Source organism: Bacillus sp. JJ1609, assembly GCF_036967045.1.
Classification (GTDB): Bacteria; Bacillota; Bacilli; order Bacillales; family Cytobacillaceae; genus Mesobacillus.
The window spans coordinates 163,504-184,541 of record NZ_JBALSS010000004.1; the positions used below are offsets into that span (position 1 = coordinate 163,504).

The 21,038-nt window shown below is 42.8% G+C and carries 22 protein-coding genes; 17 read left to right on the plus strand and 5 right to left on the minus strand.

From position 1 onward, the window contains the following. Positions 1-300 precede the first annotated feature (300 nt). Positions 301-648 (plus strand): YojF family protein, encoded by a 348-nt coding sequence (locus V7654_RS03225; RefSeq protein WP_335428413.1) that lies wholly within the window; start codon positions 301-303, stop codon positions 646-648. Between the two features lie 39 nt (positions 649-687). Continuing rightward, positions 688-1,353: a bacillithiol biosynthesis deacetylase BshB2 gene (bshB2, locus tag V7654_RS03230; protein WP_335428415.1), complete on the plus strand. Its 666-nt coding sequence runs from the start codon at positions 688-690 to the stop codon at positions 1,351-1,353. A gap of 41 nt (positions 1,354-1,394) precedes the next feature. Here the strand turns inward: bshB2 and V7654_RS03235 are convergent, their stop codons facing one another. Then, positions 1,395-1,730, minus strand: a complete 336-nt coding sequence (locus V7654_RS03235) for a hypothetical protein (RefSeq protein WP_335428417.1) — start codon at positions 1,728-1,730, stop codon at positions 1,395-1,397. Positions 1,731-2,023: 293 nt separating this feature from the next. Between V7654_RS03235 and V7654_RS03240 the strand changes: the two genes are divergently transcribed. The 10 genes from V7654_RS03240 to V7654_RS03285 all read left to right on the plus strand — a co-directional run bounded on the left by V7654_RS03240 (position 2,024) and on the right by V7654_RS03285 (position 11,273). Continuing rightward, positions 2,024-2,476 (plus strand): cytochrome C, encoded by a 453-nt coding sequence (locus tag V7654_RS03240; protein WP_335428589.1) that lies wholly within the window; start codon positions 2,024-2,026, stop codon positions 2,474-2,476. Between the two features lie 24 nt (positions 2,477-2,500). Further along, positions 2,501-4,372 (plus strand): Sec-dependent nitrous-oxide reductase, encoded by a 1,872-nt coding sequence (nosZ, locus tag V7654_RS03245; protein WP_335428418.1) that lies wholly within the window; start codon positions 2,501-2,503, stop codon positions 4,370-4,372. 94 nt (positions 4,373-4,466) lie between these two features. Continuing rightward, positions 4,467-5,027 (plus strand): hypothetical protein, encoded by a 561-nt coding sequence (locus tag V7654_RS03250; protein ID WP_335428420.1) that lies wholly within the window; start codon positions 4,467-4,469, stop codon positions 5,025-5,027. Between the two features lie 2 nt (positions 5,028-5,029). After that, entirely contained in the window at positions 5,030-6,361 is a 1,332-nt protein-coding gene (gene nosD, locus V7654_RS03255; RefSeq protein ID WP_335428422.1) for a nitrous oxide reductase family maturation protein NosD, read from the plus strand. Next, complete coding sequence (locus V7654_RS03260; protein WP_335428424.1) at positions 6,325-7,122, plus strand: ABC transporter permease; 798 nt, start codon at positions 6,325-6,327, stop codon at positions 7,120-7,122. Before nosD ends, V7654_RS03260 begins: the two co-directional genes overlap by 37 nt. Then, positions 7,119-7,787 (plus strand): ABC transporter ATP-binding protein, encoded by a 669-nt coding sequence (locus V7654_RS03265; RefSeq protein ID WP_335428425.1) that lies wholly within the window; start codon positions 7,119-7,121, stop codon positions 7,785-7,787. The genes V7654_RS03260 and V7654_RS03265 overlap by 4 nt, the downstream gene beginning before the upstream one ends. A gap of 1 nt (position 7,788) precedes the next feature. After that, positions 7,789-8,691, plus strand: a complete 903-nt coding sequence (locus tag V7654_RS03270; protein ID WP_335428427.1) for a FixH family protein — start codon at positions 7,789-7,791, stop codon at positions 8,689-8,691. 145 nt (positions 8,692-8,836) lie between these two features. Beyond that, the gene (locus V7654_RS03275; RefSeq protein WP_335428428.1) at positions 8,837-9,559 is read left to right on the plus strand and encodes an ABC transporter ATP-binding protein; all 723 of its coding nucleotides are present in this window, start codon (positions 8,837-8,839) and stop codon (positions 9,557-9,559) included. Beyond that, positions 9,549-10,580, plus strand: a complete 1,032-nt coding sequence (locus V7654_RS03280; RefSeq protein WP_335428430.1) for an ABC transporter permease — start codon at positions 9,549-9,551, stop codon at positions 10,578-10,580. The genes V7654_RS03275 and V7654_RS03280 overlap by 11 nt, the downstream gene beginning before the upstream one ends. Positions 10,581-10,613: 33 nt before the next feature. Then, on the plus strand, positions 10,614-11,273 hold the full coding sequence (locus V7654_RS03285) for a TetR/AcrR family transcriptional regulator (protein ID WP_335428432.1): 660 nt from the start codon (positions 10,614-10,616) through the stop codon (positions 11,271-11,273). 70 nt (positions 11,274-11,343) lie between these two features. Here V7654_RS03285 and V7654_RS03290 read toward each other — a convergent pair whose 3' ends face one another. Together V7654_RS03290 and V7654_RS03295 are read right to left on the minus strand one after the other, a co-directional pair. Beyond that, the gene (locus tag V7654_RS03290) at positions 11,344-12,441 is read right to left on the minus strand and encodes a PQQ-dependent sugar dehydrogenase (RefSeq protein WP_335428435.1); all 1,098 of its coding nucleotides are present in this window, start codon (positions 12,439-12,441) and stop codon (positions 11,344-11,346) included. A gap of 79 nt (positions 12,442-12,520) precedes the next feature. Next, positions 12,521-13,381 (minus strand): Cof-type HAD-IIB family hydrolase, encoded by an 861-nt coding sequence (locus tag V7654_RS03295; protein ID WP_335428437.1) that lies wholly within the window; start codon positions 13,379-13,381, stop codon positions 12,521-12,523. A gap of 442 nt (positions 13,382-13,823) precedes the next feature. Between V7654_RS03295 and V7654_RS03300 the strand changes: the two genes are divergently transcribed. The 5 genes from V7654_RS03300 (at position 13,824) to V7654_RS03320 (ending at position 19,853) form a co-directional block, all read left to right on the plus strand. Next, positions 13,824-15,131, plus strand: a complete 1,308-nt coding sequence (locus V7654_RS03300) for an ABC transporter substrate-binding protein (protein WP_335428439.1) — start codon at positions 13,824-13,826, stop codon at positions 15,129-15,131. A gap of 172 nt (positions 15,132-15,303) precedes the next feature. Beyond that, a complete protein-coding gene (locus V7654_RS03305; RefSeq protein WP_335428441.1) occupies positions 15,304-16,164 on the plus strand; it encodes a carbohydrate ABC transporter permease in 861 nt (286 codons plus the stop codon). After that, entirely contained in the window at positions 16,164-16,985 is an 822-nt protein-coding gene (locus tag V7654_RS03310) for a carbohydrate ABC transporter permease (protein ID WP_335428442.1), read from the plus strand. The genes V7654_RS03305 and V7654_RS03310 overlap by 1 nt, the downstream gene beginning before the upstream one ends. Before the next feature lie 42 nt (positions 16,986-17,027). Further along, positions 17,028-18,065, plus strand: coding sequence for a LacI family DNA-binding transcriptional regulator (locus tag V7654_RS03315; RefSeq protein WP_335428443.1), 1,038 nt, complete (start codon positions 17,028-17,030; stop codon positions 18,063-18,065). A gap of 129 nt (positions 18,066-18,194) precedes the next feature. Beyond that, a complete protein-coding gene (locus V7654_RS03320; RefSeq protein ID WP_335428444.1) occupies positions 18,195-19,853 on the plus strand; it encodes a glycoside hydrolase family 13 protein in 1,659 nt (552 codons plus the stop codon). 60 nt (positions 19,854-19,913) lie between these two features. Here the strand turns inward: V7654_RS03320 and V7654_RS03325 are convergent, their stop codons facing one another. After that, on the minus strand, positions 19,914-20,438 hold the full coding sequence (locus tag V7654_RS03325) for a GNAT family N-acetyltransferase (RefSeq protein WP_335428445.1): 525 nt from the start codon (positions 20,436-20,438) through the stop codon (positions 19,914-19,916). A 282-nt stretch (positions 20,439-20,720) separates the two neighbouring features. Then, positions 20,721-21,038 (minus strand): hypothetical protein (locus V7654_RS03330; RefSeq protein ID WP_335428447.1); only part of this gene is annotated, 318 nt, incomplete at its 5' end.

Genomic DNA, 21,038 nt, shown 5'->3' on the forward strand with positions numbered 1-21,038 from the left:
AGCGAAGCGCCTGGAACGAAAATCAACAGCCTTGTTTAACAGAGCCTAAATTTTTCAATGACTATGAAGAATCCATGAAGCGATCGTTAATCCTTCGGCCCGCATTTTCAAAAGAGATTCGTTAAGGAATACGAATTTAACAATTTTTGCAAGTATCTTCAAGCATACATTTCGCATTCAGAAGTTTTTTTTAGTAATATGGATATATCGATTTTTTAACATATAAGGCTGACGATTCGGCTAATATAAAGTAAAACTTCAATGAGTTTGCCGCATTTATCCGGGAAGGAGGAATCATTTATGGATCCGGTTATTGTTCAGGAAGTCCAGGCTGCTCTGGACGGCTTTAGAGACAAGGAAGTCTATATCCATTTAGAAACAACAAATGGCGCCTATGCTTCTCATAACAACGAGTCATTTTTTTCATCTGGCGCTTACATCCGCAACGCGAAGGTTACATATGAACGCGCGAAGATTACTGGTGAAGGACCATACCGTACAGGATTGAAAATTCCATTAGGCTGGATTTATGCTGAAGGAATCACTCACTTTGAAATTGATGCACACGGAAGGCTGCTGCTTGCAGGCCACGACTTTAGCGGAAAGCTCGCAGTCGCCCTGCAAATAAGCGAAACACCTTTCGAATAATATCGCTTGAACAGGCTGGCTGAAAGGAGAGATTTTACCATGGAAAAAGAAAGACATGTACTCGTCGTGTTTCCTCATCCAGATGATGAAGCATTTGGCGTTTCCGGCACGATTGCGTCCCATGTGAACATGGGCACACCCGTCACCTATGCCTGCCTGACACTAGGCCAGATGGGACGAAATATGGGCAATCCGCCATTTGCGAATAGAGAAACACTTCCGATCATACGTAAACAAGAATTAAAGGAAGCGGCCCGCGCGCTTGGCATTTCTGATTTGAGGATGCTCGGATTCCGTGATAAAACGGTAGAGTTTGAAGATGAAGATAAGCTGACCAACTTGATGTCCTCATTGATCGCCGAACTGAATCCTTCGCTGGTCATTACCTTCTATCCAGGCTATTCTGTCCACCCGGACCATGAAGCAACAGGCGCCGCAGTAGTACGCGCAGTTGAAAAAATGCCTGAAGCGGACAGACCGAAATTGCACTGTGTTGCATTCTCAAGGAATTGCGTGGAAGAATTGGGGCAGCCCGATATTGTCCATGATATCAGTGCTGTAGCTGATGTTAAGATTGAGGCAATGAAGGCCCATCGCTCCCAGACCGAGCTGATGCTTGCTGACATGGCAGATAAGCTGAAGGATAAGGATCCAGCTACGTTGGCCTGGATCAATAATGAACGCTTTTGGAACTATAAGTTTTGATGAAATCCACCTTCTTAGGTGGATTTTTTTATTGATGGACATTATTTTCTTTCATATACCCCTTCAATCATCAATCCCTTTACAAAAACTACTTCGTCTGCCGACTTTCCCTTAATACTCCACACAGATTCTTTAAATCCAAGGAATCTGCTGTTATCTGTTTTCCCGATTAAACGGTCAGGTTCAAAATTCCGATCACCATTCACATAAAATTTTTTATAAGTTTCATAACCAGAATGGAACTCCTTTTTTTTATACACTAAAGTACCTTCAGATTTCGTTTGATAAACTTCCAAATTCGCATCATAGATAAATAGACAGCTTACAAACACGAGCGGCACAATGACCAGCGCCAGCCATTTTTTCTTTTTCGACAAAAAATCACTTCCTATCATGCACTTTCAGGATAATTGTTCTTGCCTAAATCCCTTAAAAATAAATTCCTCAAAAAAGCCGAAAACCCTTCTTTCTTCTTCCTTATCCATTCTCTTGTCCTCTAAATCGAATCCAATTCAAATATGACCTTTATCACAGGCCCTTCAAAATATAGACACATCGCGTTCATATAGCTTTCACAAATCCACCAGTGTTGTGTGAACTGCATCACACTTTTGACCCCTTATCTCACGCTACGATGTTAATGAAATAAATTAAAGGGGGTAACAAAGTGATGCAAAAAGCTTTTATAAGTTTTATCATCAGCGCTCTGATCGGTCTGGGGCTCGGTTACGCTGCATTTGATGTCGTGGGTGGGAGCGATGATCAGGCATCTGAGACAGCTAAAGAGGAAACAGATCAATCTAATCCAGCGAGCAATACCAAGCAAGAGGAAAAAGATGAGCAGCCGGCAGCTGAAACAGTATCTGCTGACGACAGCATTCTAAAGTCAAAAGGCTGCCTTGGCTGCCATTCCGTCTCTGCCTTGAATCTCAAGGGCGGCGCGACAGGTCCGGATTTATCCAAGGCGTTTGAAAATGTTGAAGGAAAACACGGGAAGCCAATTAACGAGTTCTTAAAAGAACCTACATCGGCAGTCATGTCAGGTGTTATTGGTGGAAATCCTCTATCAGAAGAAGAGATTGCCGAAGTGGTCAAACTGCTTGAGGAAGCTTCTAAAAAATAAAGTTAACAAGGTGGTGCAAGGTTGATGAAAAAATGGATTCCTATTGCCTCGGGACTTGCTACCGGGCTTCTGGCAGCAACAGTATTCTTCGCAGATTTTTCTCCAGGCAACCGAAGTGAAGCGGTGGCTGACAGCAGCAAAAACAAAACAAATGCTGAAAAGGTATATGTACCATTCGGTGAAAAAGATGAATATTATTTGTTCGCATCAGGCGGCCACTCAGGACAGATGTTCATCTATGGTGTCCCTTCCATGCGGCATATCAGAACAGTGCCGGTATTCAGCCAGGATTCTGCTACTGGATACGGCTTTGATAATCACTCAAAAGAAATGATGGGCGACTATACATGGGGTGATCTACACCACCCTGCATTCTCTGAGACTAACGGTGATTATGATGGAAAGTACATGTTTGCTACTGACGTGGGAAATAGCCGTGCCGCAGCGATGAACCTTGAAACGTTTACTGTCAAGGATATCATTGATGTTCCAAATACAAGCGGGCCTCACTGTGCGGCCTTCGTTACTCAAAATACTGAATATATGTTCCTTCCAACCCGATTTGCTGTACCGATTGGGAAAGAGTATGCGCCACTTGATGAATACAGCGATAAATATCGCGGAGTCATGTCCGCTGTTACCTTCGATGAGAAAACAGAAAAATTGAACATTGCCTATCAAGTCGCTCTTCCACCTTGGTCCTATGATCTTTCCGATGCAGGAAAGAAAGAATCTGGTGACTGGGCAGTTATGACTACTTATAACACTGAAGAAGCAACAACGAATCTTGAAATTAACGCCTCCCAGGCAGACCGTGACTTCATTGTTTTATTTAACTGGAAAGAGCTAGAGAAAATGGTCAAGGACGGAAAGTATGACGAAGTGACAGGCCAAAAGATGATATTCCCTGAAAAACATAAAGGCGGAATTTACTTGGTTCCTGTAGCCAAATCTCCTCACGGCGTGGATGTAACTCCTGATGGCAAGCACTTTATTGCCTCTGGAAAATTAGCCCCTTCAATGACAGTATTCTCTTTTGAGAATGCATTCAAGGCAATTGAAAACAAAGAATTTGCAGGCGAACGCAATGGCATTCCAATCATCAAATATGAATCAATCATGGAAAGAGAAGTAAACCCTGAAAATGCATTAGGGCCGCTTCATACTCAATTCGATGAAAACGGCTTAGCCTACACAACTATGTTCATTTCTTCTGAAATCGTGAAATGGGATCCTAAAACAGGAGAAACATTAGACCGGGTTCCTGTACAGTACTCTCCTGGACACTCTGTTGCCGCTGAAGGTGATACAGTCGCCCCAGACGGAAAATACCTCATCGCGTTGAATAAAATCGCAAAAGACAGCTATCTTTCCGTAGGCCCTTCACATCCTGAATCCATGCAGCTGATTGACCTGCGCGGCGAGAAGATGGAAGTAATCCAATCTGCACCTGTGAACCCTGAACCACACTATGCGCAAATGATAAAGGCAGATAAAATCAAGACGATCACCGTATACCCTAAGGATGAAAAGAATCCTGATGCAGTATACAGCCAAGAAAAAACACGAATCGAACGCAAAGGCAATGAAGTCCATGTTTACGGAATTGCAATGCGATCAAAATTCCTTTTTGACGCTAAAGCTAAAAGACCTGACCAAATCGAGGTAAATAAAGGCGATAAAGTATTCATCCACCTGACCAACATCGATTTCGACCAGGACATCACCCACGGCTTCGCGATCAATGGCTACAATTTAAATATGGAAGTTCAGCCTGGACAGACAAATACAGTTGAATTCACAGCTGATAAAGCCGGGACATTCCCGATTTACTGTACGAACTTCTGCTCAGCTTTGCATCAAGAAATGACAGGCTACTTCCTTGTGAAACCATAATCTAAACAACAGACAAATGAGGGTATCATCAGCTGTTGATACCCTCCCTCCTTTTTGCAAACTGCCGTTCAGGCATAAGAAAGGCGTGATTACGATGGCTGGAAAAAGACTATCAGTTCTTTCATCCGGATTGATTGCTGCAGCCGCTATACTGATTGCCGCATCTCTATTTTTCCCATGGTGGGGCATGGAGTTTTTCGCTCCGCAGTACCCGGAAGGGCTAAATATCATTGTATATCCTGATCAATTGCAAGGCGAAATCGATATCGTGAATGGACTTAACCACTATATTGGCATGAAAGGCTTCAGCGAAGAAAATTTCCCTGAACTTAACTACCTTAAATATTTAATTAGCGGACTGGCCGCACTAACACTTATCACTGCCATCCTTAGGAGAAAATTAGTCCTTTATTTCCTAATTGGGATTTTTGCTATTGGCGGATCACTCGGTGTCTGGGATTTACGCCGCTGGCTCCATGATTTCGGCACAGATTTAAGCCCGACAGCACCGATTAAAGTTGATCCATTTGTACCGCCGATTCTCGGGGAGAACACGCTCGCAAATTTCATTACAAACAGCTACCTTGGAACGGGTTCTTTTTTAGTAATAGCAGCATTCATTTTGATTCTCATTCCAATTTGGAAGGATCGTTGACCATGAAAAAAATTCTTTGGCTGCTCTTATTCTTTTCCGTTATCACTTATCCGGAAAAGGGGATGTCAGCAGAAAACCTGCAGGCCGTCATCGATTCAGCCAAAGACGGAGCAGTCATCCAGCTTGAAGGAAAAATCTATCGTGGAAACATCGTGATTGATAAGCCGCTCCAGATATCCGGCAAAAAAGGAACGGTCATTGAAGGTGATGGAAAAGGCAATGTCATCTCGGTGCGTGCCCCTGGGGTCACCGTCTCAAACCTCCATGTAAAAAATGGAGGAATGGACAGGAACAGCCCTGAAGAATATGCAGCAATCAAGGTTTACACCGATGGAAATGTCATTCGCGATATTGAAATAGAAAAATCATTCCACGGTGTTTATTTAAGCATGGCACATAATAATACCATTGAAAATGTTAAGATCCGCGGGCTTGGTAAAGGAGAAATTGCTGCCCAGGGAAACGGGCTGCATGTCTATTATTCAAATGGAAACCTATTAAAAAACAATTATATCGAAGGTACAAGAGATGGAATGTTCTTCGATTATGCAAATGATAACAAGGCATTAAACAACGAAATTACAAAAACACGTTACGGTCTGCATTATATGTATTCAGACCGCAACGAATTTAAAAACAACATATTCACGTTTAATACAGGCGGAGCAGCCATCATGCACTCCAATCAGCTTAAGCTGAAAAACAACCAATTTATTTTTAATTATGGGCACCGCTCATTCGGCTTGCTGGTGTTATCAGCAAACGAAAATACCATTGAGAACAATACTTTCTACATGAACCAGAGAGGGTTATATATAGATCAATCGACTGACAATCTTATTCTCGCTAACCATATCTCCCAAAATCAGATAGGAATCGAGCTTTGGGCCAGTTCAAACGAGCAGATTTTTACAAAGAATACGATTGAGGAAAATACGATACCTGCAGTGACGCTTGGCGGAACAGGACAGAATCAATGGAGCCTTGAAGGCATTGGCAACCATTGGGGCGCCTCCTTCCCTTTGCTGGACCTGGATCAAAACGGAATCAGCGACAGCCCAGCTACTTATAAGTCATCGCTCTATGAACTGATCGAAGACCAGGAGCTGATCTATCTGTTCCTAAAAAGCCCCGCCATAAAAATATATGAAAAAATGAACCAGCTGCTGGATAACGAAAAAGTAATGTTCAAGGATGAATACCCGCTGACAGCAAATGGCAGGAACATCAACCTGCCTGCTATTGTGATACTCGCCATCATCATTACGGCAATCCTCACAAAAAGGAGACAATTGCTATGCATTATATTTGGAAAGAATGGAAAGAAAATTTAAGAGGCAAGGGACTTTGGCTGGCAATCGGCACAGTAATCCTTGTATCTGTCCTTTTACTTGTGAAATTTACTGCTCTTTCCTATGAACAAGGATTTTATGTCCTGCTTATTAACTTATTTGACACCCTGGTTTATTTCATCCCGATCATATGCTTGTTCCTTGGCGCCTTCTCTATCTTTCAGGAAAAAGAGCAAAAAACATTCATCATGCTGTTGACTAGACAGGAAAGCTTTATGACCTTCCTTTTCAAAAAAAGCCTGGGAATGCACGCAGTACTGCTCGGTCCCGTGCTAGTCTGGTTCTTCGTGTATCTCGTCCCTTTAAAAATATTTTTCAAAACCGATATCTGGAATTATTTCATTTTTATCCTGGCCGTCTCTGTACTTATGCTCATTTTTATCCAGATTGGCGCGTTCATCGGCAGCATCAGCCGTTCGAGGATGCAAATTGCCGGAATGGCAGTCATCGTATGGTTTTACTTCTTTTTCCTGCACGACTTTGCACTGCTCTCGGTTCTGCAGGATGTAACCCATGAAAATGTAAAATTATTTTCTGTTGCCTATTTCCTTAATCCAATCCAGGCCGTAGGGATGTTTTTAGAAACAGGCTTGGGCATTTACTCATTCGGCCACATGTCACACCTCTTGAAGTCCTTCATGTGGCTGCAGCCAGAAGTGTTCTTGGGGGCCTGCCTTGTATTCTGGATGATTGTCTCATTTATCAGTTCTATACTGCTTCATCGGAAGGAGGGTTTTGAATGATTGATGTTTCCGGTTTAACCCAATCCTATGGCAATAAAGTAGTTCTGAATGATATCAATCTATCGATTAGCAAAAATGAAGTATGTGCTCTAGTAGGCAGGAACGGAGCTGGGAAATCTACTTTTATCCATAGCTTGCTCGGCCTTATCCCTATCAAAAAAGGTGAAATCCTGATCAATGGCAACAAACGAAAGAATAATAAGCGCTGGAAAAACGAAATTGCCTATTTGCCAGAAAAATTCATGCTCTATCCATCTTTGACTGGCTATGAAAATATCATCTTCTTTGCCCAGGCGGGAACAGGAAAAGCTGATTCGGCTAAAATCGAAAAGATTTTACGAGCTGTTAGTTTATGGGAAGAGCGCAGCATGGCCATCAAGGGATACTCAAAAGGAATGCTGCAGAGACTCGGACTCGCCATCACCTTGTATCAGGATTCAGATATATTAATCCTTGATGAACCTACAAGCGGTATCGACCCAATGGGGCGAAAGGAAATTTTACAAGTGCTTCGCTCTCTTTCAGGTAAAACAATCCTGCTATCCTCTCACCACTTAGATGAAATTAAGCAGATTTGTACTCATGTGGCATTTTTAGATAACGGCAAGATGACCAAATATACGGTAGATGATTTCTTAAAGACACAGAAACTTGGAGGAAATTAAGATGAAAAAATTACTCGCTTCATTATTCATATTGATGGTGCTGCAATTAGCCAGTTGTAGCCAAGAGGCGGAATGGAATGTAGACGTGGCCAAGGAGCCGGCCTTTACGGAAGGAAAAGAATCAGAATTTGAAATTAAAGTGACCGAAGACGGAAAAGCAGTTTCGGGACTTGATGTATCTGCGGAACTTGCAATGGGCAGCATGGACCACGGCACAGTCAATGTAGATTTACAGGAAGTATCTGACGGCATTTATTCAGGCAGTGCAAAGTTTTCAATGGCTGGGAAATGGGAAGCGGCTTTTACCCTGGAAAAGGACGGAGCGAAGCAAGACAAAGTCGTAGATTTAAATGTGAAAAAACCTGAAGGAGTAGCTTCCATTAACGGTGAATGGATTACAAACGAGGATCTTGATTTTTACAAATTTATTAATGAACTCCATATCGAGATCAACCGTGAAACGGACAAAGCCAAATACAGTGGTGAAAAACTCGATGAAGCCCTTGTCTATTGGGACAATCAGGAAAAGCTCAACGAGGATAAAAACCAGCTCCTCACACAAATAATCAGGCTCAGAGCAATGGCCATGCTGGGACAAGAGAAAGGCCACAAGGCTACCGATCAAGAAGTCAATGATTCCATTGATAAAGTGCGCAGCCAGTACAACCAATCTGAAGTTGCTAAAAAATTGATCGCAGACTTTGGCGAAGAGAAATTCTGGAGAATACAAAAGCTGCAATATGAACGAATTGTCCTTACTCAAAAGGTCCAGAATGATTTAATCCAAAAAGTTAAAAAAGAAAATCCTAAAGCCGGTGAACAAGAAGTCCAATTCACTGCCGAAAAGGAGTATGAGGAATTGCTGGTTAGCCAGGTGAATTCCCTAAAGATCAAAATAATGTAAAGCTCTCTTTTGAGGGCTTTTTTATGTTGTCATTTTTTGTTTGTTTTTGTGAGTGATTACTCACTATACAATTTAGTTTCTGTGTATTAAACTATAATTATCAGTGAGTGATTACTCACTTTTAATAAAAGGATGGTGAGCTTCGATGATTGTTTCAGTACAAAATGTTTCTAAACGTTTCGGAAAGCATGAAGTATTAAAGGATATAAACTTAGAGATTCAGAGCGGTGAAATTTTCGGGTTGCTTGGTCCTTCAGGTGCTGGCAAAACAACGCTGGTTAAACAGCTGGTTGGACTTGAGCTGCCGAGCGAGGGAGAAAACTATCTTTTTGGTAAAAAAATGCCCTCACTCCAGCTGATTGAAAAGATTGGGTATATGGCGCAATCTGATGCACTTTATACAGAATTATCCGCAAAGGAAAATCTTGAATTTTTCGCTTCCCTATTTGGCCTTAAGGGTTCAAGGAGAAAACAGCGAATTCTAGAAGTGATGGAACTGGTAGACTTATCGGAGCATCTTAACAAAGTGGTAACCAATTACTCTGGCGGAATGAAACGCCGCTTATCGCTTGCAGCTGCTCTGCTGCATGAACCGGAACTGCTGATCTTGGATGAACCAACTGTCGGGATCGACCCTGTGTTGCGCAAAAGCATATGGAAAGGTTTTTATGATTTAAAAGCGAATGGCAAGACACTGATCGTGACTACCCATGTCATGGATGAAGCGGAGAAATGTGACAGGCTGGGATTAATCCGTGATGGCAGATTAATTGCCGTTGGCACGCCTGAAGAATTGAAAGCAAATACCGGTTCCTCAAGCGTTGAGGAAGCATTTTTAGCATACGGAGGTGCTCAGCATGCGAATTAGTGCTCTAGTAATCAGGATTATCCGCCAATTTCTAAGGGATAAAAGGACACTTGCGATGATGCTTGTCGCGCCACTAATCATCCTGACGATGCTGCATCTTGTTTTTAACGGTGAAGATTATATCCCTAAAGTTGGGCTTGTAAGTGCTCCAGACCCATTAGTCGAGAAGCTGGATTTAAATGATGCAAAGATTAAAGAATATGATTCTGAAAAAGCAGCCAAAGATGACACGTTAAATCGCGATATCGATGGGTATATCCTATTTGATGGACCTAGGCTTGATAAAATCGTTCTGGAAGGAAGCGATCCTTCAGTTAGTGGAGCTTTTATGAAGCAGATCCAGCAGGCCACAAAGCCGCTGCTGCCAGCCGGAAGCCAAATCGAATTGAAAATCGATTATTTGCACGGCTCAGAGGATATGGGACAGTTTGATTATTTTGGACCAGTATTGCTAGGCTTCTTTGCCTTCTTCTTCGTTTTTATCATTTCCGGCATTTCATTTTTGCGGGAACGCACTAGTGGCACACTGGAAAAACTGCTCTCAAGTCCGCTGCGGAAGTGGGAAATCGTCATTGGCTATGTGCTTGGTTTTGGGATCTTCACTATGCTGCAGGCCACTTTAATTGCCTGGTATGCGATTTACATTCTTGGGATGCTGATGGAAGGTTCGTTTATCTACGTTCTATTAATAACATTAATGCTGTCGATGACGGCTTTGACACTTGGCATTCTGCTGTCTGCCTTTGCGAACAACGAGTTCCAGATGATCCAGTTTATCCCTCTGATCATCGTGCCGCAGTTCTTCTTCTCAGGGCTAATCAATCTTGATACAATATCAGAATGGCTAAGCTGGCTCGGCCCGATAACGCCGCTCTATTATGCAGCAGAAGCACTGCGTGATATCATGGTAAGAGGCTATGGCTGGGATGCCATTTATGGTAATCTGTTGATTATGGCCGGTTTTTCAGTTGTATTTATCCTGCTGAATATTTTAGCATTGAGAAAACACCGCGCAGTCTAAATAGTCTTGAATACGCCGCGGAGGGAGTTAAAGATGACAGATCGCGAAATGAGAATCGACGAGTTAATCGATGAAGAAGAAGCACTGACCGAAAAGCAGAAAAAAATTATCGTGTCTGCGATCGAGTCTTTTGCCGAAAAAGGATATTCCGCAACCTCCACCAGCGAAATCGCCAAAAAAGCAGGTGTCGCGGAAGGCACCATTTTCAGGCATTATAAAACGAAAAAGGATTTGCTGCTGGCAATCGTTGCCCCAGTGATGGCGAAGTTTGTCGCTCCTTTTATTATAAAAGACCTTAATAAGGTACTAGACCAGGATTTTGAACATTTAGAGGATTTCCTGAAGGCCATCCTTGAAAATCGCCGGGATTTCTTAGTTAAAAATCTACCTATAGTCAAAATCCTTTTACAGGAAATTCCGTTCCATCCTGAATTAAAGGATTTATTCAAGGACCATATCGCCTTAAAGGTGTATGAACGCTTTGAAAAAATTGTCGAACATTATAAAGCGAATGGCCAGATCATCGATATTCCGGCCTACAGTGTATTCCGCTTGTCCCTATCATCCATCTTTGGGTATTTAATTGCCCGTTATATGATTCTGCCCGAAGCAGACTGGGATGATGAAGCAGAAACGGAGAGAACCGTTCAATTCATCTTGCATGGATTGGGCGGGCTGAACAGCAAGAGCTGAATCCAATCCTTTTAAAAACATTTTGATTTACACATAAAAACAGGAACAGCCATCAAGCTGTTCCTTTTCCTCATTCCACAATATCTCCAAGCTTCACCCTGTACAGCTTATCATCGCCCGCAGCCGGAGTCCCGCGCCCATCGGTATTATTGCTGATAAAATAAACATATTCACCATCAATCAGTACATCCCTGACCCGGCCAACGCCAGTGACGACTTCCCTGGTTGTTTTAGCGGCTGGATCGAACTCCCTTAAGGCATTGCCTCTCAACGTGGCTACGTACAATTTCCCCTCATGAACCGCCATGCCAGATGGTGCCCATGTATTATCCCCTGACTGAAAAAGCGGAGTTTCCATACCTTGCTTCTTTTCATCGCCGGTAATTTCTGGCCAGCCGTCATTCATCCCACGTTCAATTACATTGATTTCATCGTGTGCGGACGGACCATGCTCGCTTGCGTACATCGTCCCATCCTTTGCCCAGGCCATTCCCTGAGGATTGCGATGGCCGTAGCTGTACACATAGGACCCAGTGAAAGGATTGTCTTCCGGAACGGAACCGTCTAAATTCAGCCGCAGTATTTTACCGCCTAAAGAGTCAAGTTCCTGGGCGATTTCAGGCGTCGCTGCTGCATCGCCAGCGGTTGCATAAAGCTTCCCATCCTGGCCAATCTTGAGACGCCCGCCATGGTGGAAGCGGCCGCTCGGAATTTTATCAAGTAAAAGATTGCCTTCTACCCATTCATCATTTTTCAAGGTTAATTCGACAATCCGATTGAACTGTCCGGTGCCATTCTCGTATGTGTAATAGGCAAATGCCTTATTGGTTTGCGCAAAATCTGGTGCCAGCACAAAGCCCAGCAGTCCTGCTTCGGCTGCCTGGGACAACCCTTTTTTCAAGGAAACCTTCTGTCGCACCGTTCTTCCATCTTCCACTTTTACAATCGTACCCGGCCGTTCGCTGAGGTAAAACGTCTCGCCGAGCTTGTTGATGGACCATGGGACTTGCAGGTTTTCAGCAACAGCTACCAGGTTATCAACCGGCACGACCGCTTCCTGATCCTGAGGCTTTCCCTTTTCTTCTTCTCGCTTTGTCCCATCATCTGCGCCTGAACACCCAGCAAGAACCATCAGCATAGCAGCCAACACATACAAAAATCTTCTCATGACACCCGACCCTTCCTTAAATTCGGTTTACTTCTTATTCCGAAACAAACGTGCTAAAAAACAATTTTCCTTCTGTAAATTACTTCTCCAGCACAGCCATGATTGCCTTACCAACGCCGCTTTCTTCATTAGTAAGCGTGACCTCGCCGCACAACGTCTTAATTTGATCGACAGCATTGCCCATTGCTACAGGCTTGCCGACTCTTTGCAGCATGGATAGATCATTATAATTATCTCCTAGAGCCATCGTTTCTTCTAAACTGATTCCCCTGGATGTGACAAATTTTTCAAGTGCGACTCCTTTTTGGGCATCAAGACTTGTGATTTCAATATTCTCGCTGCCTGATGAACTGATTGCCAGTCCTTCAATTTCTTTTAGTGCCACGTTTGCAGCTTCAAGCTTTTCAGGGTCAAGGGAAAAAGCGAGGAGCTTGTATATTTCATACTGATCTTGTTCAAATAGCCTGTCATAGTGCTCAATCGTACGAACCAACCCTTTATGCAGCCTATCCTCAGCTGCTTCGGCAATTTGTTCAATCGGAACTTCAGGATTTGCTGTCGAAAAAATATCGACGATAATGGAGATCGCCTTATCCTCGTCTTCAGTAAATGTTCCTTCATTTGTATAAACCTCGAAATACACACCGTTCTCAACCAGACGCAACGCTGCCTGACGAGCCTGCTCTTTATTAAGCGGATTAGAAGAAACAATTTCCCCAGTCTTCGAGCGCACTTCTGCCCCATTTACACAGATCATCGGCAATCGAATGCCTGCTTCTTCCAGCACAAATTTTGCTTCCTGGTAAGAGCGGCCTGTCGCTATAACAACCTCCACTCCATTTTCCAGCGCCTTACGTATCGCTACCCGGTTTTCGGAGGTAATCTGCTGCGTTGCTGTCAATAATGTTCCATCCATATCTGTTGCAATACATCTAATCATGATTTCACCTTCTGCAATTATTTTCAGTCTTATCATCATGATAGACCTTCAAACATTCCACTTCAAACAATACGTGTATATACTTGTTTCTCTATCATTATTGCCATCCTGATCCCCAGCTTAACCCTGGTTTCAACCGTTTAGTACAATTACCCTATAAATTTAAATTTCTCTGATACTTTCATATTGTCATTAATAGATTCATATGCTATTATGTATCCACAGCTGCAATCGTTTGCATAACTGGATAGCATAAGGAGTCATTTTACAGAAATCCATTTGTATCAATGTATTTCTTGTTTTTATCCCAAATATGTAAGCGTTTTAAAGGTGTTCTGTATAGAAACGATCTTCTAAGAATCTTTGCGAAAATATGCAAACGCTTTCGGAACGCATGTGATTGCATGCAAAAAAAACAAAAAATTTTGGGGGTATCTCAACAATGAAAGCAAAAAAGCTATTTCCAGCAGTTCTTTCTCTTGGGCTTTTAGTTGGCGGAGGTCTTGCAGGATGTTCATCAAGCGATGACAAGGCAACAGGTGACAAAGGTAAAGGCGGAGAAGAAGTAACCGTTGACATTTTCCAATTCAAAGTGGAATTTAAGGATCAGTTCGAAACTCTTGCAAAAGCTTATGAAGACGCACATAAAAACGTCGACATCAACATCACAACAGTTGGCGGCGGAGAAGATTACGGTGCTGCACTAAAATCTAAATTCGCTTCAGGCAATGAACCTACTATTTACAACGTAGGCGGACCTCAGGACGTTGCAGACTGGCAGGAAAAGCTTGCTGACCTTTCTGACACAAAAGCTGCAAAAGCAGCTCTTAACGGCACGCTTGAAGGCGTAACTAAAGACAATAAAGTACTTGGACTTCCATACAATCAGGAAGGCTATGGCTTCATTTATAACAAAGGCATTTTTGAAAAAGCAGGAATCGATCCAAAGAGCATCACTAGCTACAAAGCTTTAGAAGAAGCTGTAAAGACTCTTGACAGCAAAAAGAAAGACCTTGGTCTTACATCAGTATTTGCACTTCCTGCAAAAGAAACTTGGGTAACAGGACTTCACTTATCTAACGTGTTCCTTGCACCTGAATTCGACCAGAACGTAATCAACGCTTTCGAAGCAAAAGAAGTTACTTTCGAGCACGGCGATGCATTCAAGAAAATTCTTGACCTGCAAAACAAATACTCTGACCAGCCAACTGTAAGCCTTGACTATGCTAAGCAAGTTGAAGAGTTATTCTCTACTGGCAAAGCTGCAATCATTCAGCAAGGTAACTGGGTATCTGGTTCAATCGCTGGCATCGACGAAGAGCTTGCTAACAGCGGCGTAGGAATCCTTCCTATCCCGGTTGAAGGCTACAAGGAAGATTCAATCCCAGTTGGCGTACCAATGTACTGGGCTGTAAACAGTAACAAGGATGAAAAAGAAGTAGCAGCAGCGAAGGAATTCTTAGACTGGTTGTACACTTCTGAAGAAGGTAAAACAGCTGTAATCGAAGATTTCAAATTCATTCCTGCATATGACGGTTTTGACGCTGGCAAGATCTCTGATCCTCTAGCAAAAGAAATCTACCAGTACTCTCAAGACGGCAAGACTTTAGCTTGGACATTCATGGGTTACCCAACTGGATGGGGACAAGAAAAGCTTGGCGTGAACATTCAAAAGTATGTGAGCGGCGAAATGAGCTGGGATGATCTTGTAAAAGAATCTTCTAAAGCTTGGGCAGACGCTCGTAAGTAATAATTTTTCACAAAAAGAGGAAACAGAACGGCTTGGGCTGTTTTGTTTCCTACCTTTTTTTCTAGAAGTTACAAACGAGAAAAAGCGCTTGTACAAACGTTTGCACATAATAGTTTATGACTAAATTCGTGTAATCCCTTCCCGGGCATTACATAGACAGGAGGATTTACAGATGCGTAACCGGAATCTCTGGTACTGGCTTTTCCTGGCTCCAGCATTGTTCGCGCTTGCTGTAGTTGTGATTCTGCCGCTTGCATACGGAGTGTATTACTCATTTACTGATTGGAACGGGATTAAGACACCATCATTCGTAGGCCTTGAACATTATAAAGCCTTATTTGCTGAGGAAGAATTTAAGGATGCGTTATGGTTCACCACTAAGTTCACCGTTGTCTCAGTGTTTCTAATCAACTTTTTTGGCCTCTCTTTAGCGTTGCTTGTAACGCAAAAATTCAAAACGAACAATATCCTTAGAACCATTTTCTTCATGCCAAACCTAATTGGCGGACTTATTTTAGGTTTCATCTGGCAGTTCATTTTCACAAAGGTTTTCGCCAGCATAGGCGAGATTCTTGGAATTGAAGGCTTGCAAGGCTGGTTATCGACAACCGAAACAGGCTTCTGGGCAATGGCAATCCTGATGAGCTGGCAAATGGCCGGCTATATCATGGTCATTTACATCTCATTCCTTGAAGGTGTTCCACAGGAGTTGCTAGAAGCGGCTGAAATTGATGGCGCAAACAGCTTCCAGCGTTTCTATCACGTTACTTTCCCGCTTGTCATGCCTGCTTTTACAGTCAGCTTGTTCCTGACATTATCGAATTCTTTTAAGCTTTATGACCAAAACCTATCGCTGACTGGCGGCGGACCATACAACTCCACCCAGATGGTTGCGATGGAAATTTTCAAGACAGCGTTCGTTGAAAACGCAATGGCTTTCGCTCAGGCAAAAGCAGTCATTTTCTTCTTGATTGTTGCAGTAATTTCATTGACACAGGTTTACATCAATAAGAAACGGGAGGTCGAGATGTAATGAAGAAGAAAAAGCAGAGCAGAATCATGTTAGAAATTCTCGGCATCATTTTGGCCCTGATCTGGCTTTCCCCGTTTTATCTTATGATCGTCAACTCTTTTAAAACAAAAAGAGAAATGTTTGAAGACACTTTAAAACTTCCGGATATATTCACATTCGAGAACTATACTGTAGCCTTTGAACGTCTCGATTTTATAAAAACATTCTTTAACTCCGTTCTGATTACTGTTCTGGCAGTAGCCGTCATCATCGTGTTCTCTTCAATGGCTGCATATGCATTGTCAAGAAGAGGCGGAAAAACAAGCGGAATCATTTTCATGCTTTTTGTAGCAGCAATGCTCATCCCTTTCCAATCGGTCATGATTCCATTGGTCACGATTTTCGGCAAGGTAGAAATGCTTAACAGAGCTGGACTTATCTTTATGTACCTTGGCTTTGGCGCAAGCTTATCGATCTTCCTTTATCATGGAACTTTGAGCGGGATTTCAAAGTCACTTGATGAAGCGGCAACGATTGACGGAGCGAATCGATTCCAAATTTTTTGGTACATCATTTTCCCAATGTTAAAACCAGTTTCTGTAACAGTCGCTATTCTGAATATCATCTGGATTTGGAACGATTACCTGCTCCCTTCTCTGGTCATCAACCAGCAAGGAATGGAAACCATTCCGCTAAAAATGTTCTTCTTCTTTGGAGAATATACAAAGCAATGGCATTTGGCTTTGGCAGGTTTAACGATCGCGATCATTCCAGTCATCATTATTTACTTCTTCCTTCAAAAGCAAATCATCAAGGGAGTTTCAGAGGGTTCCGTAAAATAATATTCTTGCACGAACAATCGATCGTATAGGGAGAGACGACCAATGGCAGTCACAATTAAAGATGTAGCAAAGGCAGCCGCTGTGTCACCTTCGACCGTTTCCAGGGTGATAGCCGATCATCCTCATATCAGTGAAGAAACCAAGAAGCGTGTACGAAAAGAGATGAAGAAGCTGGGATACCATCCTAATTTCCAAGCTCGAAGCCTGGTTGTCAGGAGTACCGAAGCAATCGGCATCGTCATGCCCAATTCGGCTACCCAGGCACTGCAAAACCCGTTTTTCCCTGAAGTGCTCAGGGGAATCAGCATGAAAGCACACGAGGATAAATTCGGAGTGTATTTAACGACAGGCATTACGGATGATGAAATTTTCGAACAGGTTGTTTCTATGGTCCAGGGCCGCAGAGTCGACGGCATCATCCTCCTTTATTCGAAAACGGATGACAAGATCATGAAATATTTACTGGAAGAGAATTTCCCTTTCACCGTCATAGGCCGGCCATACAAGAACGCAGAACGGATCACCTATGTAGATAATGACAATATTTATATAACGAAACAGGTAACAGACTATTTGATCAATCTTGGTCATAGCAAGATTGCTTTTATTGGAGTTAATTTAGACTACGTTTTTACAATCGACCGGCTTGAGGGATATAAACATGCCCTCCATGAAGCTGGTATTCCTTTTGATGAAACGTATATTATTCATGAGCAATGCTTAAAATCAGAAGGAAAAGAAGGCATTACCAAATTCCTTTCATCCCATGAACCGCCTACTGCCCTTGTTGTTGCAGATGATTTTATGGCCATAGAGCTCATGAGTTATTCAGAGGAACTGAATATCAAGCTGCCAGAGGAGATTTCAATTGTGAGCTTTAACGATGTGCCGCTCACAGAGCATATGAAGCCGCAGCTGACGTCCGTGAACATCGATATCTTTCAGTTAGGCTTTGAAGCAGCTAACTGTTTAATAGAGATCATTAAAAATCCAAAGACTCTTTCTAAACGGATCACAATTCCCGCTAAAATGGTCGAGCGAAAATCGTGCAGTGCGATCGAAGCTGGAACTAAACATTAACCGATACAGTGCAGCGAAGACAGTTTATTACCTGTAAAACAAGAAATGCCAATTCACCTTGGCAGTGCAAAACTTTTAAAGTAAAATTACTGGATACATCAGGTTTTTTACAAAGAAATGAGGGTTCAAATGAAACACACATGGTGGAAAGAAGCGGTCGCCTATCAGGTATATCCTAGAAGCTTCATGGATTCAAATGGAGATGGCATCGGTGATTTACAAGGAATGATTTCAAAACTTGATTACATGAAGGATTTGGGCATCGATGTCATCTGGATTTGCCCGATGTACAAATCCCCTAATGATGATAATGGCTATGATATCAGCGATTACCAGGATATTATGGACGAATTTGGCACGATGGAGGACTTCGACCAGCTGTTAAAAGAAACACATAAGCGCGGCATGAAGCTGATCATCGACCTTGTCATTAACCATACGAGCGATGAACACGCCTGGTTCCTAGAATCTCGCGAGTCAAAAGACAGCCCGAAACGCGATTGGTATATCTGGCGCGATGGCAAGGATGGCGCAGAACCAAACAATTGGGAGAGCATCTTTGGCGGATCTGCATGGGAATATGATGAAGCAACAGACCAGTACTTCCTGCATATTTTCTCACGCAAGCAGCCTGACCTGAACTGGGAGAACCAAGCTGTCCGCTCAGCTTTGTACGACACGATCAACTGGTGGCTTGATAAAGGAATCGACGGCTTCCGCGTTGACGCAATCAGCCATATCAAAAAAGAAGACGGGCTTATAGACATGCCAAACCCTGAAGGCCTTCAGTACGTCTCTTCATTCGATAAGCATATGAATGTATATGGAATCCAGAAATATCTTGAGGAACTGAAGCAGGAAACCTTCTCGAAATATGACATCATGACAGTCGGTGAGGCTAATGGCGTCAGCATCGAGGAAGCGGACCTTTGGGTAGGAGAAGAAAACGGCAAGTTCAATATGGTCTTCCAATTTGAACACCTTGATCTTTGGGATTCGGAAAAGAAGGCACTTGACCTTGCAAAATTGAAGAAAGTATTCACCCGCTGGCAAAAAGGCCTTGAAGGCAAAGGATGGAACGCACTATTCATCGAGAACCATGATAAAGCCCGCATCGTCTCTACATGGGGAAATGACAAGGAATACTGGCGTGAAAGCGCGACTGCACTCGCATCCATGTACTTCTTGATGCAGGGTACACCATTCATCTATCAAGGGCAGGAAATCGGCATGACAAATGTCCAATTCCCTTCCATCGATGATTATGATGATGTAGCCATCAAGAATCTTTATAAGATCCGCCGTGAAAATGGCGTTTCCCATGAAGAAATCATGGAATTCATCTGGGCAACCAGCCGCGATAACTCACGCACACCGATGCAATGGTCATCAGCTGAGAATGCCGGCTTCACTACCGGCAAGCCATGGCTTGGAATGAATCCAAATTATCCAAGTGTTAACGTCGAGCAGCAGCTTGCTGACCCTGACTCCATTCTCCATTTTTATAAAAAAATGATCGAGATGAAGAAGGAACACGAAGTATTCACTTATGGAACTTATGATTTGATTCTTGAAGACCATGAGCAAATCTATGCGTATACAAGGACACTGGAAGCAGAGCAAGCGATCGTGATTTCAAACCTTACAGGTGAGCCGGCAGCGTTTGAATATGATGGCTTCCCGCTTGATGCAAGCAAGCTATTGTTAAGCAATCATGAGGTAGAACAGCACGGACCAGTTACATCCTTTACGTTAAAACCTTTTGAAACAAGAGTATATGTGAAATAATCATTTTAAGAGGGTGTCCCAAAAGTATATTGGGACACCCTTTTATTTAAATGATAGTTGTCAGTTGATTTCCGCTTCTGTCATTTGAATCCTAAACTGCTCAATTACGAATGTCTGGTACACTACTTCCTCCCCATCCTGAACTTCTGTAACTTCTTCCACATCCAATTCGAGCAGTTGATAAATCTTTTTCCAAAAACGGACTGCTGGCTCATTTCTCATGAGCTGTGAAATATAATAGCTTCCTTTGTGCTCTTCGAAGACCCTTAGGGCTGCCGCTTTAGCGACTCCCTTTCCGCGGTAAGGGCTCAGGATAAAAAAATCGTTAATTACTTTATCTACTTTTTTCGTCAAAGGTGCTTCCAGCAGCAGGATAAAGCCCGCCAGATTATCGTCCGCCTTTATTAAATATGGTGAGATACCTTCCTTCTCCCAAATAAGGGAAAACGAATCAAATTCAAAGCTCCCATCCTCACTTACTTGCAGCTCATTTGCATAGGCAGATAGATCATGCAGGTACAATGAATAGAGATTTCGAAGTATTTTTTGCTGATCCAATCCAATTTTCTCTAATATAACATTCATTTCCGTTCTCCTCGCGATAAGTACTTATTCCCTAAAAAATAAGTTCCAGTTGCTGTTAGGAGATTCCTGCATGAACCATAGAATTTCTCTTCAACAGAAGATTTCAGTTTGAATTTATACCTCTTTGCAGGTTCATTTTGCTTCTGCTGTTGAGCTTTGACATAATTGGCCATCTTGCTCACATCGTCTTTATCGCACATATGATTTTTCAAATTACGAAAGAGAGCTCCTGAAATGAAGAGCTCTTTTTTTACACGGCTATGTTAAATTAGACTGTTGATTTTAGAAACACTGGAATGATCGAATTTGTCTTAAATCGATTCCAAAGTACACCCATCCCCAGCGGCGTCTCCATCGCCAGCCGGCAACTGAATTGCGTCCGACAAAGGTTGGAAAATACCAGAAGCTATTGCCATTGTTCAGCCAAACATACGTATATCGATACAAGCACCTTCTGATGCCTCCTGGATCAACAGCAAAGGCTGATGCCTGGGATTCTTGAGGAGTGAAAGATGGCGGCGGTGATGTTGGAGCTCCTCCGCCTTGCTGTCCTCCGCCTGGAAACCCACCACCCGGGCCTCCGCCTGGAAACCCACCACC

What these genes read in the sequence shown, in the direction of transcription:
- V7654_RS03300 (WP_335428439.1), top strand. Translation starts at nt 13,824, where the DNA reads ATGAAAGCAAAAAAGCTATTTCCAGCAGTTCTTTCTCTTGGGCTTTTA.
- V7654_RS03315 (WP_335428443.1), top strand. Translation starts at nt 17,028, where the DNA reads ATGGCAGTCACAATTAAAGATGTAGCAAAGGCAGCCGCTGTGTCACCT.
- nosD (WP_335428422.1), top strand. Translation starts at nt 5,030, where the DNA reads ATGAAAAAAATTCTTTGGCTGCTCTTATTCTTTTCCGTTATCACTTAT.
- V7654_RS03240 (WP_335428589.1), top strand. Translation starts at nt 2,024, where the DNA reads ATGCAAAAAGCTTTTATAAGTTTTATCATCAGCGCTCTGATCGGTCTG.
- V7654_RS03285 (WP_335428432.1), top strand. Translation starts at nt 10,614, where the DNA reads ATGACAGATCGCGAAATGAGAATCGACGAGTTAATCGATGAAGAAGAA.
- V7654_RS03325 (WP_335428445.1), bottom strand. Translation starts at nt 20,438, where the DNA reads ATGAATGTTATATTAGAGAAAATTGGATTGGATCAGCAAAAAATACTT.
- V7654_RS03260 (WP_335428424.1), top strand. Translation starts at nt 6,325, where the DNA reads ATGCATTATATTTGGAAAGAATGGAAAGAAAATTTAAGAGGCAAGGGA.
- V7654_RS03250 (WP_335428420.1), top strand. Translation starts at nt 4,467, where the DNA reads ATGGCTGGAAAAAGACTATCAGTTCTTTCATCCGGATTGATTGCTGCA.
- V7654_RS03310 (WP_335428442.1), top strand. Translation starts at nt 16,164, where the DNA reads ATGAAGAAGAAAAAGCAGAGCAGAATCATGTTAGAAATTCTCGGCATC.
- V7654_RS03320 (WP_335428444.1), top strand. Translation starts at nt 18,195, where the DNA reads ATGAAACACACATGGTGGAAAGAAGCGGTCGCCTATCAGGTATATCCT.
- V7654_RS03290 (WP_335428435.1), bottom strand. Translation starts at nt 12,441, where the DNA reads ATGAGAAGATTTTTGTATGTGTTGGCTGCTATGCTGATGGTTCTTGCT.
- V7654_RS03280 (WP_335428430.1), top strand. Translation starts at nt 9,549, where the DNA reads ATGCGAATTAGTGCTCTAGTAATCAGGATTATCCGCCAATTTCTAAGG.
- V7654_RS03270 (WP_335428427.1), top strand. Translation starts at nt 7,789, where the DNA reads ATGAAAAAATTACTCGCTTCATTATTCATATTGATGGTGCTGCAATTA.
- V7654_RS03275 (WP_335428428.1), top strand. Translation starts at nt 8,837, where the DNA reads ATGATTGTTTCAGTACAAAATGTTTCTAAACGTTTCGGAAAGCATGAA.
- V7654_RS03225 (WP_335428413.1), top strand. Translation starts at nt 301, where the DNA reads ATGGATCCGGTTATTGTTCAGGAAGTCCAGGCTGCTCTGGACGGCTTT.
- bshB2 (WP_335428415.1), top strand. Translation starts at nt 688, where the DNA reads ATGGAAAAAGAAAGACATGTACTCGTCGTGTTTCCTCATCCAGATGAT.
- V7654_RS03295 (WP_335428437.1), bottom strand. Translation starts at nt 13,381, where the DNA reads ATGATTAGATGTATTGCAACAGATATGGATGGAACATTATTGACAGCA.
- V7654_RS03305 (WP_335428441.1), top strand. Translation starts at nt 15,304, where the DNA reads ATGCGTAACCGGAATCTCTGGTACTGGCTTTTCCTGGCTCCAGCATTG.
- nosZ (WP_335428418.1), top strand. Translation starts at nt 2,501, where the DNA reads ATGAAAAAATGGATTCCTATTGCCTCGGGACTTGCTACCGGGCTTCTG.
- V7654_RS03265 (WP_335428425.1), top strand. Translation starts at nt 7,119, where the DNA reads ATGATTGATGTTTCCGGTTTAACCCAATCCTATGGCAATAAAGTAGTT.